The sequence below is a fragment of the Pyxidicoccus trucidator genome (assembly GCF_010894435.1).
In the GTDB taxonomy this organism is placed as follows: Bacteria; Myxococcota; Myxococcia; order Myxococcales; family Myxococcaceae; genus Myxococcus; species Myxococcus trucidator.
In genome coordinates this window covers 37,701-54,839 of the sequence record NZ_JAAIXZ010000007.1, presented here as the reverse complement: position 1 = coordinate 54,839, position 17,139 = coordinate 37,701, and the positions used below count along the sequence as shown (strand labels likewise).

General features: G+C 70.9%; 11 protein-coding genes. 5 read left to right on the top strand and 6 right to left on the bottom strand.

Going from position 1 to position 17,139, the window contains the following annotated elements; all coding sequences use genetic code 11:
• Positions 1 to 118 precede the first annotated feature (118 nt).
• Positions 119 to 1,474: a BamA/TamA family outer membrane protein gene (locus G4D85_RS20730; RefSeq protein WP_240359408.1), complete on the top strand. Its 1,356-nt coding sequence runs from the start codon at positions 119 to 121 to the stop codon at positions 1,472 to 1,474.
• A gap of 127 nt (positions 1,475 to 1,601) precedes the next feature.
• Complete coding sequence (locus tag G4D85_RS49535; RefSeq protein ID WP_240359407.1) at positions 1,602 to 4,916, top strand: poly(A) polymerase; 3,315 nt, start codon at positions 1,602 to 1,604, stop codon at positions 4,914 to 4,916.
• 179 nt (positions 4,917 to 5,095) lie between these two features.
• Here G4D85_RS49535 and G4D85_RS20720 read toward each other — a convergent pair whose 3' ends face one another.
• Positions 5,096 to 6,424 carry a hypothetical protein gene (locus tag G4D85_RS20720; RefSeq protein WP_205525635.1) on the bottom strand — a complete coding sequence of 443 codons (1,329 nt, stop codon included), beginning with the start codon at positions 6,422 to 6,424 and terminating at the stop codon, positions 5,096 to 5,098.
• Positions 6,425 to 6,531: 107 nt separating this feature from the next.
• Between G4D85_RS20720 and G4D85_RS20715 the strand changes: the two genes are divergently transcribed.
• Together G4D85_RS20715 and G4D85_RS20710 are read left to right on the top strand one after the other, a co-directional pair.
• Positions 6,532 to 7,452 carry a hypothetical protein gene (locus G4D85_RS20715; RefSeq protein WP_164014571.1) on the top strand — a complete coding sequence of 307 codons (921 nt, stop codon included), beginning with the start codon at positions 6,532 to 6,534 and terminating at the stop codon, positions 7,450 to 7,452.
• An 83-nt stretch (positions 7,453 to 7,535) separates the two neighbouring features.
• A complete protein-coding gene (locus G4D85_RS20710) occupies positions 7,536 to 8,849 on the top strand; it encodes a chitosanase (protein WP_164014569.1) in 1,314 nt (437 codons plus the stop codon).
• 90 nt (positions 8,850 to 8,939) lie between these two features.
• Here the strand turns inward: G4D85_RS20710 and G4D85_RS20705 are convergent, their stop codons facing one another.
• The 4 genes from G4D85_RS20705 to G4D85_RS20690 all read right to left on the bottom strand — a co-directional run bounded on the left by G4D85_RS20705 (position 8,940) and on the right by G4D85_RS20690 (position 15,485).
• Positions 8,940 to 9,737: a nucleotidyltransferase domain-containing protein gene (locus tag G4D85_RS20705; RefSeq protein WP_164014567.1), complete on the bottom strand. Its 798-nt coding sequence runs from the start codon at positions 9,735 to 9,737 to the stop codon at positions 8,940 to 8,942.
• Positions 9,734 to 11,032, bottom strand: coding sequence for a DNA polymerase beta superfamily protein (locus G4D85_RS20700; RefSeq protein WP_164014565.1), 1,299 nt, complete (start codon positions 11,030 to 11,032; stop codon positions 9,734 to 9,736). The genes G4D85_RS20705 and G4D85_RS20700 overlap by 4 nt, the downstream gene beginning before the upstream one ends.
• 133 nt (positions 11,033 to 11,165) lie before the next feature.
• Positions 11,166 to 12,581 (bottom strand): glutathione-disulfide reductase, encoded by a 1,416-nt coding sequence (gene gor, locus G4D85_RS20695; RefSeq protein ID WP_164014563.1) that lies wholly within the window; start codon positions 12,579 to 12,581, stop codon positions 11,166 to 11,168.
• 120 nt (positions 12,582 to 12,701) lie between these two features.
• Positions 12,702 to 15,485 carry a response regulator gene (locus G4D85_RS20690; protein ID WP_164014561.1) on the bottom strand — a complete coding sequence of 928 codons (2,784 nt, stop codon included), beginning with the start codon at positions 15,483 to 15,485 and terminating at the stop codon, positions 12,702 to 12,704.
• Between the two features lie 213 nt (positions 15,486 to 15,698).
• Here G4D85_RS20690 and G4D85_RS20685 point away from each other — a divergent pair, with 213 nt between their 5' ends.
• Positions 15,699 to 16,859: a hypothetical protein gene (locus tag G4D85_RS20685; protein WP_164014559.1), complete on the top strand. Its 1,161-nt coding sequence runs from the start codon at positions 15,699 to 15,701 to the stop codon at positions 16,857 to 16,859.
• Here G4D85_RS20685 and G4D85_RS49530 read toward each other — a convergent pair.
• A complete protein-coding gene (locus G4D85_RS49530; RefSeq protein WP_240359406.1) occupies positions 16,856 to 17,131 on the bottom strand; it encodes an EF-hand domain-containing protein in 276 nt (91 codons plus the stop codon). The genes G4D85_RS20685 and G4D85_RS49530 overlap by 4 nt on opposite strands.
• Positions 17,132 to 17,139 lie beyond the last annotated feature (8 nt).

Here is a 17,139-nt window from a genome sequence, read left to right as displayed (position 1 = left end):
CAGGGGCATAGCAGATGTCCGGCGGGGCGGCGTCTGGGGGTAGGGTTGGCCCGTGGGCACAGGCCGGCGGCCCCTGGAAGACGACACGAACGTGGCACGAGCAATGAGTGGACAAGTGATGAGGTGGTGCGCGGCGCTGGTGTTGGGGCTGCTGGCGCCACGCGTGGACGCGCGGGACGAGGGGCCGGTGCAGGTGGTGGACGAAGTCGTCGTGCGCGGCCCGGAGAAGACCCGTCCGGAGACGGTGCAGGCGTACTCGCGCATCGGCGCGGGCGACGGCGTCACCCCCGAGGAGCTGACCCGCGTGGAGCGGCGCCTGGTGGCCACGGGCCTGTTCCAGGAGGTGCGGGTGAGCACCGAGCCCACGGGGCCGGACCGGGTGCGGCTCATCCTGGAGGTGGAGGACAAGGCGTCCTGGGTGGTGGCACCCACCTTCGCGCTGTCCTCGGCCAACGTCGGCGGCGGGCTGCTGTACGCGGAGAACAACCTGTGGGGCCGCAGCAAGAAGTTCGCGACGGCGGCGCAGGTGAGCACGGCGGAGAGCGGTCTGTTCGTCGGCTACCTGGACCCGAACCTCTTCGGCCAGCCGCAGCTGAAGCTGAGCCTGGAGGGGCAGCTTCGCAGCGACCGCGTGGACGAATACCGTGCCGGCGCGGGCCAGGAGGACCCGGAGGTGGTGCGCCGCACGCGCATGAACTCGGCGTCCATTGCCGGAGAGTTCGGGGTGATGATCTTCGAGCGCGTGCGCGCGGCCGCGAAGTACCGGCTGATGCTCATCGACGCGAAGCCGCCGAGCGACGAGGAGGAGGTCACCACCGAGGCCTTCTCCACGGGCCCGTCGCAGCGGGACACGTCGCTGCGGCTGATGGTGGGCGTGGACACGCGGCAGAACCTGCACGCGGTGATGGAGGGCCTCAACATCGAGGGCTCGTACGAGGTCTCCAGCCCGGGCGTGTGGAGCGAGTTTCGCTACCGGCGCTTCGGGCTGCTCTACCGGCATGGCCTGCGGCTGCTGGAGCAGCACAACCTGGTGCTGAGGGGCGAGGCCGTCGTTGGAATGGACCTTCCGTTCCACCAGGAACTGGTGATGGGCGGCAACTCGCTGCGCGGCTTCCTGCACCGTCAGTTCCGGGGCGACACGCGGCTGTCCTTCACCGCCGAGTACCACTTCCCCCTCTTCACGGTGCGCTCGCTGTCCTTCCGGGGGGTGGCGTTCTCGGACACGGGGTTGATGCTGTGGCGCGACATCCCGGAGGACGGCCAGCTCCGGGACGTGAATGGGCGCGTGGTGCGCGGCTACCTGCCGGGCACGGAGGGCGGGCTGAAGGAGGCCACGCTGGCGCAGGGCGTGGGCGGCGGGCTGCGCCTGTACCTGCGCAACGTCGTGCTGCCCCTGGTGGGCGTGGACGTGGCGTACGGCGTGAACTCGGGCGAGTTCCGCTTCTATCTGGTGGCGGGAGTGAATCCTTCCTGAGCGAGCAGCCCGGCGCGGGGGGCCTGTCAGCCGGGATGTCGGCCCGGCGTCAGGAGGCTCGCGTGCCGGCCCCGGTGCATGCCACGGGCGGGTATACGCTTCTTCTCTCTTCTCGCGAGCGGCCGTCATGTCCCAGGAACGATTCACGACCAGCCGCGAGGTGTACCACCGCATCCGCTGGGACCCGCGGCTGGACGCTCGCGAGTTCATCATCGGCTACGACGCGCACCTCGAAGCGCTGGAGGAGATGCCCTTCGAGGCGTTCGTCCCGGATGGCGAAATCCCCTGGCACCGCGTCTGGTACTTCAAGCGCGGCCGACACGTGGTGTGGGACCGCCGGCAGCGCCTCGACCTGCTGGACTCCCTCACCCCGCCACCGGCGAAGCCCGCGCCGGTGGCGGTTCCCTCCGGGGTGGACCCAGCCCCCGCGCCGGTGGTCGTAGCGCCCAGGTCCGCTCCGGTGGCGTCGGCCTCCAGTGAGCAGCCCGTGGCCGCGAGCTTCACACCCCTGCCGGCCTGGCGCTTCGATACGAGCACCGGCGCCTGGGCGAAGGCTCCGAGCCGGCCGGTGGCCACCGAGCCCCTCCCCTCGCCCGAGCACCTCACCGTCATCACGCTCAACGTCCTCTTCGATTTGTACGACGGAGAGCTGCTCGCCACGGAGCGCAGGACGCCCGCGGTGCTCGCCCTGCTGCGGGACACCCGCGCGGACGTCATCGCCCTGCAGGAAGTCACCGCATCCTTCCTCCAGGCGCTGCTCGCGGAGCCGTGGGTGCGTGAGCAGTACTGGCTCTCCGAAGGCCCGGACGCCGTCACGGTGACGCCCTATGGACAGGTGATCCTGTCCCGCCTCCCCTTCTCCTCGCTGTGCCAGCGCGCCTTCACCCGCGACAAGCGGGTCATCGCGGGCGAGCTCGCGCTGAGCGGCGGCTCGCTGTGGGTGGCCACCCACCACCTGATGAGCAACCGCGCGGCCTCGGGCAGGAGTGCACGAGCCACCCAGGTCCAGGCACTCGTCGAGTGGACCCGCTCGCTCGGCGCGCAGGCCGGAGCCACGGCTCCCGACGTGGTGCTGGCAGGTGACTTCAACTTCGGCGACGGCGAGCCCGAAGCCGACACCTTCACCCATGCGGGGTTCGTGGACGCCTGGCCCGCGCTGCGGCCCACGGAGCGCGGGGAGACGTACGACCCCTCGCGCAATGCGCTGGCGGCCTTCACGACCACCTCGGGCCTGAGTCAGCGATTGGACAGGGTGATGGTGTGTTCGCCCTCGGGGCGGCTCGCACCGGAGACGGTGGAGCTCCTCGGAGAGTCCCCGCTGGAAGGACCGCCGGCACCGACCGGGGATGCGCTCTACCTGTCGGACCACTTCGGTCTTCGCTGTGTCCTGCGACGCGGCGAAGCCCCACGACCCAGAGCGGTGCCAGCACCCGCTCACGCCCGGACGCGCACGGCCCCGCTGGTCCACCACACGGCGGTGGTGCTCATCCCTCCCGACGCCGTGTGGGAGCCCATCCAGGCGCTGCGCCGGAAGCACGACTCCAAGTTCACGCGCTGGATGCCGCACGTCACCCTGCTCTACCCCTTCCTGCCGGAGGAGTACTTCGACGAGGCAGAGGCCGTGCTCGCGGCGGCGCTGCGAAACGTGAAGCCCTTCGAGGTGACGCTCGCCGGGTTCCACCACTTCGAGCACCGCGCCAACGTCACGGCGTGGCTGAAGCCGGAGGACCGGCCGCACGGAGCGCTCCAAGCCCTGCATGCGGCGCTGGAAGAGGCGCTGCCCGAGTGCACCGACCCGGGGCGCAAGGCCGCACGCGGCTTCACGCCGCACCTCTCCGTCGGACAGCTTCCCCGCTCGGGAGCCGCCGAAATCGCGCGCACGCTCGCCGGCTGGGAGAAGCACTGGCGCCCGCTCACCTTCGAAGCCCGTGAGGTCTGCATCATCCGGAGACAGGGCGACACCCCGTTCGAAGTCCTCCGGCGGGTTCCGCTCGGAGGCAGGGGCGGAGGGAGCGGTCGCGCCCCAGGAGGGAGCAGCCCGCCGACCGGGCTCGGCACACCGCCTCAGCCCGAGGACACGCACCGGCTCGACAAGAACAGCCCTGCCGGAGACGACCGCGCACGCAAGGGCAGCACGACCACGCCCTCCGCGGACGCCCGCTCCCCTCGGAAACGCGGCCACGCGGACGACGCCCAGTTCGTGCAAGAGGACGCCCGCCTCCGCGAAGTGCTGTCCCGACACTCCGCCACGGACGCTCCCGACGCCCGAGCCCTTCGCACCACGGCGGTGGAGCAGCTCACGGCACTCTGTGCACGCGTTGGAACGGAGCTGTACCCGTACGGCTCGTACCTCCTCGGGACGGATGGACCGGGCAGCGACGTCGACGCGGTGGCCATCGGTCCCTCGCTCCTGTCGCGCGAGGACTTCGCGCACGCCCTCCTCCAGGAACTGCCCCGTGAGCCCGGAGCATCCGCCCGCTACGTGGCCGATGCCGCCATTCCCCTGGTGAAGCTGTCCCTCGGCGGAGTGAGCTTCGACATCTCCTACGCGAGCCCTCCGGAAGGCGTCGCCCCCTGCCCTCCCGAAGAGCTGCTGGTGCTGCACGGCGACGCGCTGGACAACGCTGGCCACCGCTCCGTCCTGGGGCTCGCGGACACGCAGCGCCTGCTCGACGAGGTAACGCGAGCAGGCGCCGACCCCGAGCGCTTCCGCACGCTGCTGCGGACGGTGAAGGCGTGGGCGAAGGCACGCGGCATCTACTCGCACGCGCTGGGTTACCTGGGCGGCCTGTCCTGGTCGGTGCTGGCGGCCTGGGCCTGTACGCGGGCGCCCCGGGAGCACACGGACTCCGACGTGGCGCTGCTCGCCCACTTCTTCGAGACCTTCGCCAGCTGGCCCTGGCCCCAGCCGGTGACGCTCACGTCCGAGACGGCGCGCTACCGGCCCGACGGAAAGCGGGACCTCATGCCCGTCATCGCGCCCGCCGCCCCGGTGCGGAACACCGCGCGCAACATCTCGCGCTCCACGTACCGCGTGCTCCGGGACGAGCTGACCCTGGCCCGGCGCCGGGTCGACGAGGCGCGAGCCCAGGGCACGGCGGAGTCCTGGGAAGCGATGTTCGAGCCGGTGGACCTGTCCCGCGAGCTGCCTGGCCGGCTGGTGCTCACCCTCGAAGCCCCGTCCGCAGAGGCACACGAGGCTGCCGCGGGCTGGGTGCTCGGGCATCTCACCGCGCTGGTGTACCGACTGGAGGGAGACCGCCGCGTCTTCGCCCGCCCCCTGCCTCCATCCTCTCCAGCAGGCCCCTTCATCATCGGCGTGGACGCCCGGTCCGCCCCGCGCGGAGCGCTCTCCCAGACGCTGGAGGAGTTCCGCGCGGCCTTCCGGGAATGGAGCCACCGCCCCGAGGGAACCACGCTCGACGTGGAGCTGACGCCCTGAGCGCAAACGCCCTGCAACCGCTCCTCCGGGCCCGTGTTGAAGGGCCGCAACCTGGATGGAGCGGAACGCGGGCGACTACGACATCCTCGGCATGTGGCTGGACCGCCAGTCGGAAGGGGTGGGCGGCTTCTCGCGGCGCTCGCCCACTGAGCGAGCCCCCTGCCACGGGAAGCACAGGCTCAGCGCAGGTCCGCTGGCAGGGCCGGTGAGGACAGCAGCTCCCGGAACACCTCCCAGTGTCGCTCGGGAGTCGCGCCCGAGCCCACCTGCTTCTCCATGTACCCGGCCACGAGGTCTCGGCCCAGGTTGTAGTTGATGACATACGCGCGATAGGTGTCGATGAAGGCCAGGCGCTGCGTCGCGCGCTCGGGGGACATCAGCCCGTACTTCACGAGCCAGTCGCGAGCCGCCTCGCGGCTGAGCGTGCCATCCAGGTAGCCGCGCGCGGCCTCGTTGCTCGCGTAGGACAGCTTCCCGGACAGCTCCTCCACGCGCACGTAGTCGTCGGCGAGCTTCGGGTCCAACCCCGCGAGGGGGAAGAGCACGTCGCGCGCGTAGGCGCCCGCGTCGGGGAAGGCCACCTCGATGCCGTAGTTGGCGCTGCCCTCGGCGATGAGCGACATGGGCGAGAAGAGCGGGTACACCGTGAACTCCACCCAGCCCCGCTCGCGCACCAGGTGCTGCTCGAGCAGCGCGTTGTAGACGTGGTGGCCGGGGTAGCCCTCGTGCGCCGCCAGGTCGATGGCGCGCCAGATGAAGAGGGGCAGGTCGGTGTTGATCTGGATGAGGCTCGTCGCATTGCCCTTGAACCAGTTGTAGCCGCCCCACGGCTTGCCGGTGACGAACTCCAGCGTGAAGGTCTCATGCGCGGGCAGCGTCACGTGCTTCAGCGTGCGGCGCCGGGACTCGTCGATGGCGGCGCGGCAGACGACGTCCAGCTTGTCCTTGGGAATGACGAAACCCTGCCGGTAGCGCTCCAGGCGCTCGGCCAGGGGGCCGGGGCCGGGCACCAGCCGGTCGAGTCCCGCCAGCACCTCCTCGAACTGGGCCGCCGTGTGGTGCGGCGCGCGCGCGTCGTAGAGGGCCTGGCTCTCCTCGTCGAACTTCAACTTCTCGCCCGACAGCATCCGCACCCGCGCGGCCAGGGCAGACAGCTGCGTGAGCAGGAAGCGGCGGCGCATGGCCAGGAGCGGCTCCGCGGGCACCGGCACCGCCTCCACCGTCTTCACCAGCGCGGCGGCCTGCTCGCCAATCTCCGGCAGGGGGACCTGGGCGGCCTTGGCCTCCGCGGCCCAGGCCTCTGGCCCGTAGTACGCATCCACGTAGTTGCCGTCATGCTGGCCCACCGCGAGGACGAGCTTCACGTACTGCTCGGCGGCCGGGTCGAGAGGAGAAGGTGTCTTCATGGGCGAAGCAGTCGGGGGCTGGGGCGTGGGCGCCGCGCCACGGGTGGCGCAGGCCAGCAGCGCGGAGGTCAGGACGAGGGCGGACAGCATTCGGAAGCGCATGAGCATGGCGTCCCCGGAGTTGTAGGCCGCCCGCGCCCTCCCTGGCCAGCAACCGTGTCGGGCGGACGTGCGATGATGCACGACACACTTCCTCACGGAGGACGTCCATGGCGGAAACCTATCGCGTCGCGCGGCTGCCCATCCGGCTGCGCGGCTTCGTCTTGCCAGACACGAGCACGCAGTTCGAGGGCTACGTCGAGCCGGGCGACTACCACGTCCTGGAGGAGCGACGGAACGCTCCGACGCCGGACACCGACTACGCGCGACTCGAGGTGCCGACGCTGGGCGCGCTCGACACCTGGATATGTGTACGCTGGCGCACCCAGCAGTACGCCCGGCTGTTGGATTTGGAGAAGCCCCCTGCCGTGGAGCGCCTGTCCTTCAGCGTCGAGCCGCTCGCGGTGGACGAGGAGCGGCTGACGAGCCTGCTGCCCGCGTTCCAGGACTTCCGCTACGAGCTCGACCAGGCACGCTACCCGTGGGTGCTCCCGGGCGTCCGTCTGCCCATCGCGCCGCCCGCGGTGAACAACTGCTGCACCTTCGTCGAGGCGCTGACGGTGAAGGCCTTCGCCGACGCGCACGGCACCGCCTTCGAGTGGGATTCGCGCCGCCACCGTCAGATGATGATTTCGTCCACGGAGGACTACTTCGCGCCCGTGACGGCCGCCGTGGAGAGCGGAATGGGCATTCCCGCGCCCTCTCCGGACGTGCCGCCCCACCCGTGGACGCTGGTGCAGGGCTGGCGCAACCAGTGGCGCTCCGGGCACACCTTCCTCGTCGTGGACCACCACGCGCCCACGGACAAGGTGCTCATGCTGGAGTCCAACAGCGCCTACGGCCTCGACGGCGTCGGCTACCGCGGCATCGGAAACCTGCGCGACCACGGCATCCAGCCGCCCGCCCGCTGGTGGGAACTGCCCGAGGTGTGGACCTGGCGCCGCGCCTGCTCCGCGTACCTCTTCCGGCAGCAGGCCTGGCTGAAGGTCCGCAATCGAAAGCTCTCCGGGCTCGAAAACGCTCCATCCTGACGCCACTCAATTCTTTCTGGTATTCCGGCGCTGGCGCGGCTGCATCTGCCATTCACCGCCCGCGCCGCGAAAGGAACCAGGACATGGGAGTGCGTCGACAGGAGAGGCGTCGGGTCTGGAGCTGGCGGGGGGCGCTGCTGGGAATCACCGTGGCCCTGGCGGGCTGCGCGCCGGACCTGGAGGGCACGGAGGAAGCGCTCCCCGTCGCGGAACAGTCGCTGGCCGCCTGCTCGTACGCCATCACCACGAACACCTACGTGGGCGCGGACTGGTGGGGCACGATTGTCTTCAAGAACACCGGCACGGCGGCGATGACGAGCCCCACCGTCTCCTTTGGCGTCCCGAGCGGCATCGTCTGTGATTACGACGAGCCGGGCTGGACGCATACCCAGAGCGGCACGACGTGCACCTACTCGCGGACCTCGGCGCTGACGGTCGCCGTGAATGCGTCGTACACGTTCTATTACTCGACGACGTCCAACGTGTCCTTCACGGCGAGCAACGTGACAATCACCGACCCGAGCTGTGGCGGCACGAATCCGGGCCCGGGGCTGAGCGCCAACCAGAAGAAGGTGGCGGAGGACCTGACGAGCATCTGGGAGAACGACACGCCGTCCATCAACTACGCGTACTCGGAGAACATCCAGGACGGGCGCGGATACACGAACGGGCGCGCGGGCTTCTGCACGGGAACGGGCGACGCCATCCAGGTCATCCAGTGCTACAACGCGCTGCGGAGCGCGGCCAACGGCAACCTGATGGCGAAATACATGGCGGGCCTCACCACCATCAACAACCGCTTCCTCTCGACGGGACAGTCCCAGGCCTCGACGGCCGAGCTCGACTCCGTCGGCAACTGGCGGGCGGACTGGGCGACCAGCTACAACAACACCACCACCCGGGCGGACTTCAAGAGCTGCCAGGACCAGGTCAACGACAAGCTCTACTACACGCCAGCGATGACCGAGGCCGGCAAGTGGGGCCTCACGCAGGCGCTGTCGAAGGCCGCGCTGTACGACGCCTTCATCAACCACGGTGAGTCCGGCGCCCGGAGCCTCATCCGGTCCGCCAACACCGCGCTCGGCAACTCGGGACAGGTGGCGCCCGTCATCGGCTACAACGGCATCACCGAGAGCGCCTGGCTCCAGAAGTTCCTGGAGAAGCGCCGCGACGTGCTCGCCGCGGACTCGACGTGGATTGAGGCCGTGGACCGCGTCGCCGCCTACGAGAAGCTGCGTCGGCGCGGCAACTGGGATTTGGGCACTGCCTTCCGGAACGATGTCCGCGCGAGCGACTGCTGGGGCTCGTCGTACCCGTTCAGCGGCTACACGGTGCGCGCCATCAACCCGGATGGGACCTGGAGCACGCCGGGCACGTACACGTACTCCTGCCAGTAACCGCCGCCAGGGCTGGCGGTCGTCCCGGGGCGCACCGCGAGTCGGTGCGCCCCGTCTGAATGACAGACATCGCCACGCGCGGCAGGCCCGCTACTGAGCGGGCGCGTCGAACCGCCGACGTCGCAGGTCCAGCATCCACGCCTCCAGCGCGTCCACGGCCTCCCCGGGCGGGTCCTCGGGGAGCACGGACTCGGGGAGCGCCGCATCGAGCACCTCGAAGGAGCGCGCCACCTCCTCGCGCCACTTCTTGCTCAGCTCGTCCGGCAGCTCGCTCTTCTCCCCGCGCCGCTTCTGCTCCACCAGCGCGTGCGCCTCCGAGAAGCCATACAGGTCCAGCAGCTCGGTGACGTCCGTCTCCACCGCGCCGGTGCGCAGCGCGTGCGTTCCGGTCAGCGTGGTGCGCAGGACGTAGAGCAGCTTCTTGGCGGACTTGAAGCCGCTCTTCTCCCACTCGCGGAGCTGGCCGTAGGCAAAGCCCCGGTAGTGCCGGTGCACGCGGCGGGACAGCACCGCACGCACGTGTGGCTTCAGCCCCTCCAGCTCCGGTGAGGCGCGCACGCAGATGGCACCCAGCACGCGCTCGATGTAGTTGCCGTTGCCCTGCAGGATGCCCTGGAGCACCGGCTGCAGCTCATTGGACGAGTAGTCCACCTCCACTCCGTCCACCACCTGGAGCCGCTCGGCGGTGATGTGCTTCGGCTGGAGCCCCAGCAGCACCGCGGTGGGCACCACGTGGATGGACTTGAGGTCCAAATCACTGTCAGGCGAGGGAAAGCCATACGCGTGCGCGCCGGACAGGGCGATGACGAGGTGCTCGCGCTTCGCCGACTCCTCGTCGAGCACCCGGTCCGCCACCACGCGCTCATGTTCCTTCAGCGTGCCCTTCATTCCGACTCCCTCCACTCCATGGCCGGGGCCTCCGGCGCGTCGCGTCCCAGCGGGCCGGGCTCCTTCAGCACCCAGCGCCGCGCCACCTCGTCTCCCACGCGCCGCAGCAGCCGGTCCGCCCGCTCGTAGTCCGGGTGGTCCGGCAGCTTGCTGTCGCGGTGCGCCGCCTCCAGCTCCGGCGCCATGGCCTCCGCGTCCCGCAGCACATCCTCCAGCGGCACCCGGCCCGCCTTGATGTCCAGCAGCCGTGCCTTCAGCGCGCCCGAAGACTCGAAGGTGGGCGCCCCTTGCCGCAGCCACCCGGTGGCCGTGGCCACCAGCCGCAGCAGGTTGTAGGCGTTCTTCGGCCGCAGCTCGCGCGCGGACGGAGGCCGCTGCCCGCCGCCCCGCGCGTACGCGGTGAGCGCCGCGAAGTCGTTGGCCGTCAGCAGCCCCTGGTCCCACAGCGAGCGGTAGAGCTGCTTGACGTACGTCTTCGCCGCCAGCAGCGCGTCCTGCTGGGAAGGCGCGCCACGCGGGGACACGGCGGCCAGCCGCTTCGCCACCTCGTCCAGGTCTGGAGTGGGCTCCTCGCAGAGCCACTCCAGGAGCAAGTCCCGGTGCTCGGCCAGCCGCTGGCTGCGGGTGAGCTTGTCGAGCTGGCTCATGGCATAGCGGCCGAAGCTGCCGAAGATGGCCTTGGACACGAAGATGCCGCGCTCGGCCAGCAGCCACTCACCGAGCACGTCCGTGGCCTTCGCGCCGGGGACGAACAGCGTCTCCAGCGTGTTCGGGTCGGCGCGCAGCGCCTGCTCCACCGTCTTGCGTACCTCCCAATAGGTGGTGCTGCCGTCGGCGCTGACCAGGTCCATCGGCGCCTCCACGAGGCCGAAGGTCCACGGCAGCGGCAGGGCGAACACGCCGCGCACGTCCACGTCCGAGTTCTCGTTGGCCAGGCCCCACGCATGGCTGCCCACGCGCGTCTCCAGCACCACGCAGGGCGTCAGCGCGCTCCATGCCGCCTCGCGGCGACGGGCGAAGTTCACCTGCCCCATGCGGCGGGGCACCAGCTCCTCGCGGGCGAACCAGACCTCGCCCACGCCGACAATCTGCACGTCGAAGCCGCCGTCATGCGCGCGGACCACGCGGCCCACCACGCCCTGGGGAATGCGGCGCCCGCCCGAGGCCATGCGCTCCACGCGCGTCGTCACCTCGGTGCCGTGCGGCAGGGGCACCGACAGCCGGTCCACCTGCTCCAGGCCCCGGATGCGCGAGGAGCCTGGGCGCGGAGAAGAGTCCGTCGGAGAATCACTCATGGTTCACCTCCCGGTGCGGTGCGGGGTCATCTCGGACGGCGGGGCCCGCGTGGACCTGACGGCCCGGCCGCATGCTAGCCCCGTCCCGTGCACGGTATGAACACCCCGGGGGCCGGCACCGGAAGGCCGTGGCTCAGTGCGTCCCCGTCACCCCGGCATCATGCCCTCGGTCCGCGGCCAGCACCGCCTCCGGGTCCGGCCGCTTGTCGCGCATGGTGACGAACTCCTCGGCCGCGGTGGGGTGGATGCCCACGGTGGCGTCGAACTGCGCCTTCGTGGCGCCGCATTTCACCGCCACCGCCAGCCCCTGGATGATTTCCGGCGCGTCGGCCCCCACCATGTGGCAGCCCAGCACCTTGTTGGAGGCGCGCTCCACCACCAGCTTCATCATCGTCCGCTCGTTGCGCCCGCTGAGCGTGTGCTTCATCGGCTTGAAGCTGGCGACGTAGACGTCCACCTGCCCATGGAGCTCGCGCGCCTCCAGCTCGGACAGGCCCACGCAGGCCACCGGGGGCTGGCTGAAGACGGCGGACGGCACGTTGGCGTGGTCCATCTTCATCGGGTTCTTGTTGAACAGCGTCTCCGCCAGCGCGCGTCCCTCGGCGATGGCCACCGGGGTGAGGTTGAGGCGGTCCGTGACGTCGCCCACCGCGAAGATGTTCTCCACCGAGGTGCGGGACCACTCGTCCACCATCACCGCGCCCCGGCCGTCCAGCTTCACGCCCACCTCCTCCAGCCCCACCCCGCCCGAGTTGGGCACCCGACCGGTGGCGTAGAGCACCGCGTCCGCCTCCACCGTCTCCCCCGCCTTCGTCAGCAGGCTCACCCCGTCCCCGCGCTTCTCGATGTCCCGGATGAAGGTGTCCACCTGCAGCTCGATGCCCTTCTTGCGCATCTCCTCCGTGAGGAAGGCGCGCACGTCCCCGTCGAATCCGCCCAGCACCGTGGGGCCGCGGATGATGACCGTCACCTTCGAGCCCAGCCCGTGGAAGACACCCGCCAGCTCCACACCGATGTACCCGCCCCCCACAATCGCCAGCCGCTTCGGCAGCGAGGGGAAGGACAGCGCATCGTCCGAGGTGAAGGCATGCTCGATGCCCGTCACGTCCGGAGGCAGGTACGGCCGCGAGCCGGTGGCCACCAGGATTCGCTCGGCCGTGTACTGCTTGCCCGCCACCTCCACGGTGTGCGCGTCCACCAGCCGCCCGCGCCCCTCCACCACCGTCACCCCCGAGTCGCGCAGGAGCCGCGCATACACGCCGCCCAGCCGGGCCAATTCCTTGTCCTTGGCCTCGCGCAGCCGCGCCCAGTCGAAGGTCGGCTCCGGCACCGTCCACCCGTAGCCGGCCGCGTCCTGGAAGTCCTCATGGAAGTGGGAGCCGTACACCAGCAGCTTCTTGGGCACGCAGCCCCGGTGCACGCAGGTGCCGCCCAGATCGCGGTCCTCACAGAGGGCCACGCGCGCCCCGTGGGAGCCCGCCCTGCGGCTGGCCGCCACGCCTCCAGAGCCGCCGCCGATGGTGAACAGGTCGAAGTCGTAACGGGCCATGGTCCTCGCTCCTCCGTGCGCGCCGGACAGCGCCCCCAGAGATAGCCCCTGGGAGGCGCGCTGCGTACAGGAAGTGTGGGGCCGGGCCCCCGAACCCGCGACCAGCCGACAGTGGACCGCTCAGCTCCGGGACTGCGCCAGGGCCATGATGCGCTCGCGCAGATGCGCCAGCAGCCGCCGCGCCCCGTCCAGCTCCGCCTTGCAGCGCTCCAGCCGCTCCGCCATGCCGTCCAGGTTCCCCGCGTCCGCGCGCAGCTCGATGTCGCGGCACTGGGACTCCAGCGCGCTGGCGCCGAACCACGCCGCGTTGGACTTGAGCGTGTGGGCGGCCCGTCCCAAATCATCCACCCGCCCCCGCTCCAGCGCGGTGAAGGCGTCGTCCAGCAGGGCCGGCATGCTCTGCATGGCCGTCTCGATGAGCTCGGGGATGATCTGCCCCGACTGCGTCCCCAGCTCCCGCCACAGGCGCGAGAGCGCGGAGGGCTCCAGGCCAGGGATGCGCGCCGCCTCGGGCAGCTCGTCCAGGAAGGAGGGCGCCGGAGGGACGGGCGCGGCCGGCCGCCGTCCCAGGAGCGCCTCGGAGCGGCGGGGCTGGCAGCGCAGCAGCGAGGCGGCCAGCGCCTCCACGCGGATGGGCTTGCCCAGGAAGTCGTCCATGCCCACCGCGAAGCACTGGTCTCTGTCGGAGTCCATGGCGTTCGCCGTCATGGCGATGATCCACGGCTGGACGTGGGGCGGCAGCTCCGCGCGGATGCGGCGCGTGGCCTCCAGCCCGTCCATCTCCGGCATCTGCAGGTCCATGAACACCACGTCGAAGCGCTGCAGCGACAGCGACTTGAGGGCCTCGCGCCCGTTGACGGCCACCTGCGCGCGGTAGCCCAGCTTGTCGAGCACCAGCAGCGCCAGCTTCTGGTTCGTGGGGTTGTCCTCCACGAGCAGGATGTCCAGGGGCAGCCGGTCTCCCGGCCGCTCTCCGGAGAAGGGGTTCTGGCGCGGCGAGCGCTCCACCCGGGCGGCATGCGCGTGCTTCGTCACGTCGTGAGAGAAGCACGACATCAGCGCGTCATGAAGCTGCGATGCCTTCACCGGGCGGGACAGTACACCGGAGAACAACCCCTCCGGAGTGACGCCCCGCCGGCCGGGCGACGTGAGCAGCAGCAGCGGCAGCGCCTGCATGTCGCCCCACTGGCGGATGCGCGCCGCCAGCGCCGGCCCGTCCAGCCCCGGCATCAGGTGGTCGATGAGGGCCACGTCGAAGCGCGCGCCGGCCTGGAGCCGCGCCAGCGCCTCCGCGCCCGAGGACGTCTCCACGAAGTCGATGCCCCACGACTGGAGCTGCCGTCCCAGCAGCCGCCGGTTGATGGCGTTGTCGTCCACGATGAGCACGCGCCGGCCCTGCAGCAGCGGCTGCTCCGGGAGCAGGGTGATGGCGGGCTGCTGCGCCGCGGCCTGCGCGTAGAGGGAGAAGCGGAAGATGGTGCCGGTGCCCTGCTCGCTCTCCACCCAGATGCGGCCGCCCATGGCCTCCACCAGCCGCTTGGAGATGGCCAGTCCCAGCCCGGTGCCGCCGAAGCGCCGGGACACCGACGCGTCCAGCTGGTTGAAGGGCTGGAACAGCCCCGCCCGCATGTCCTCGGGGATGCCCGGCCCGGTGTCCTGCACGGAGACGGTCAGCTCCCAGGGTGCGTCCGCCGCCGTGTCGCTCCGCGCGCCGTCCACCAGCACCACGGCGCCGCCCTGCTCGGTGAACTTGAGGGCGTTGCCCACCAGGTTGAGCAGCACCTGACGCAGGCGCGAGGCATCCCCCACCAGCATCTGCGGCACGGAGGGAGCGACTTCGCAGCCCAGGTCCAGCCCCTTCTCGCTGGCGCGCACCGCCAGCAGGTCCAGCACCGACTCCACGCACTGGCGCAGGTCGAAGGGATGCAGCTCGGCCTCGAACCGCCCGGCTTCAATCTTGGAGAAGTCCAGCACGTCGTTGAGCAGGGTGAGCAGCGCCTCGCTGCTCTGGCGGATGGTGGAGACGAAGTCCCGCTGCTCCTCGGACAGCGCGGTGTCCAGCAACAGCCCCGTCATGCCGATGATGGCGTTCATCGGCGTGCGGATTTCATGGCTCATCGTGGCCAGGAAGCCGCTCTTGGCCTGGTTGGCGGCCTCGGACGCCTGTCGCGCTTTCTGGAGGTCGGTGATGTCGTGGTAGATGGCGATGTAGCCCAGCTGCCGCCCGCCCACGGACACCGGCAGCGCCAGCAGCTCCACGTCCACCACGGTGCCGTCCTTGCGCACGCGCCGGGTGACGGAGTGGACGCGGCCCCGGGCCACCACCTCGCGGCTGGCCCGCTCCGCCTCGGGGAGCACGGACTGGTCGGTGGCCACCAGCTCGAAGATGTGCCGCCCGAGCGCCTCCTGGGGGGTGAATCCGAACAGCCGCTCCGCCTCGGGGTTCCACGACAGCACGCGGAACTGGCGGGTGATGGTGACGATGGCCACCGGGCTGTTGCGCACCACCGCCTCGAAGAACTCCTTCTGCTGGCGGATGGACGCCTCCGCCTCCAGGCGGGACGTCATGTCCTGGAGCTGGAGCATCCACCCCGTGCTCCCGCCGTCCTGCCCCGGCAGCGTCAGCGTCAGCACGCGCAGGTAGTACGCCTGCCCTCCTCCCCCGGGGCGCTGGCCGGCCAGCTCCGTCTCGTGCGGAGTCTCCACGGACGCGCGCGACTCGGGCGGACGCCACCCGGGGAGGAGCTGCGATACCGCGCTGCCCACCAACCCGGTGCGAGGGCCGAAGAACCGCTCCGCGGCGCGGTTGAGCTCCAGGATGCGCTGCGCCGAATCGAGCACGAGCACGGCGTCACGTGCATGCTCGAACACGGCGGTATGTGCGCTGGACGCCAGGTCGGACACCCTTCCCCCTACCAGCCAGTGTAGGTCAGCTCGACCTCCCTCCACCACGCGCGACGCGGGCCGAGCCTCGAACCTGCATCATGCCAGACACCGCGCGGGGCGGCAGTGGCCCACGTCACCTCGCGTCACGGCGGGTGTGCGCCCCCCGCCGCCGGGAGGATTTTCCCATTCGGGTTGTACTCAAGGACAATGGGTCGGAACAGGAGCTTCCCCATGCGCCCCATCGCCCTCGTGCTGGGCCTCGCCGCCACCCTCGCGAGCGCCCAGCAGCCGGCAGCCGTCGACTCCCCGCAGGACCCGCTCCCGCCACCGCCCCTCACCTCCCTGCCCGCGTCTCCGGACGAACCCGAGTGGGCCACGCCCCCCACCTTCACCGCCCCGGAAGCCTCCGGAACGGAGCAGCCGGAGGGGCCCGCGCCCACCGCGCGCCCGGAAACCTCCGCGCGCCCGGTAGCGCCCGCGACCACGCCGCGCCAGCCCGGGCCGCCGCTCCGGACGAAGGAGGCAGACCGGGAGCGCTCCATGCGCTACAGCCGGCTCTCCGCCGACTCGGGTGGGCCCACGCTGGTCCTCTCCGAGGCCGTGGGAGGCATGGTCCTCGGAGCCATGCTCGGCGCCAGCTACGACGACCCGAACGGCCGGAGCGACAACGCGTACATGGGGGCCATGCTGGGCGCGCTCTCGCTGGGCACGGCGAGCACCCTCTACCAGTACTTCGTGCCCGTGAAGCGCAACGAGTCCCTGCTCGCCGCGGGCGCCGCGACGCTGGGCTTCACCGCCGGGGTGAGCGCCGCCAACGGGTGGGACCTGGACAGCCGGCAGCGGGCCCTGCTCGCCCTGACGACGTCCCAGGTGGGGGTGGCCAGCGTGCTGCTGCTCACCGCGGGCGGCGATGACGTCAGCTCCGGCGACACGGGGCTGGTGGGCATGACGTCCTTCTACGCGTTCATCACCACCGGGCTCGTCGAGTACATCGGCGCGCGCCAGTCCGGTGACAGCTTCCGCTTCACGCCGCTGCTGATTGCCCCCGCGGCGGGGATGCTCGTGGGCGGGCTCCTGGCAATCCCCCTGGAAATCCACCCCGCGTCGCTGCGGGACGTCACCCTGTTCCCGTTGGGCATGGGGCTGGCGGCGCTCCTCGTCGGCTCGCGGCTGGACGTGAGCGACGTCACGGTGGCCAAGACGGTGCTCGGCACGGTGGCGGGGACGTTCGCCATCACCGTGCTCCTCTCCGCGCTCGCGCCGGACGGGCCCACGCAGCGGGACGCCCGGGCGGACAGCGCCTTCCAGCCGGTGCCCGTGCCGGTGGTGGTGCCGGCCGGCAGACGCAACGAAGCGGTCGCCGCCGGCCCCGGGGTGTTCATGCGCTTCTAGCGGCTGGTCCACCAGGCCTTGAAGGCCTTCCAGGAAATCTTCCCGGTGCGCTCGGTGTCCACCGTGTCGACGGCAATCTCCAGCTCCTCGTCGGTGACGTTCTGCCCGAGCGCCTCCAGCAGCCGGGCGAACTCGGAGCGCTCGATGGAGCCGGTGCGGTTGCGGTCATAGCGCTGGAAGATGTCGAGCAGCTCGTTGCCGGAGCTGGTCAGCTCATCCACCGCCGCGTGCTCGGGCGCCAGCGGCTGGATGCCGGCGGACGAGGTTTCCACCTGCTCCA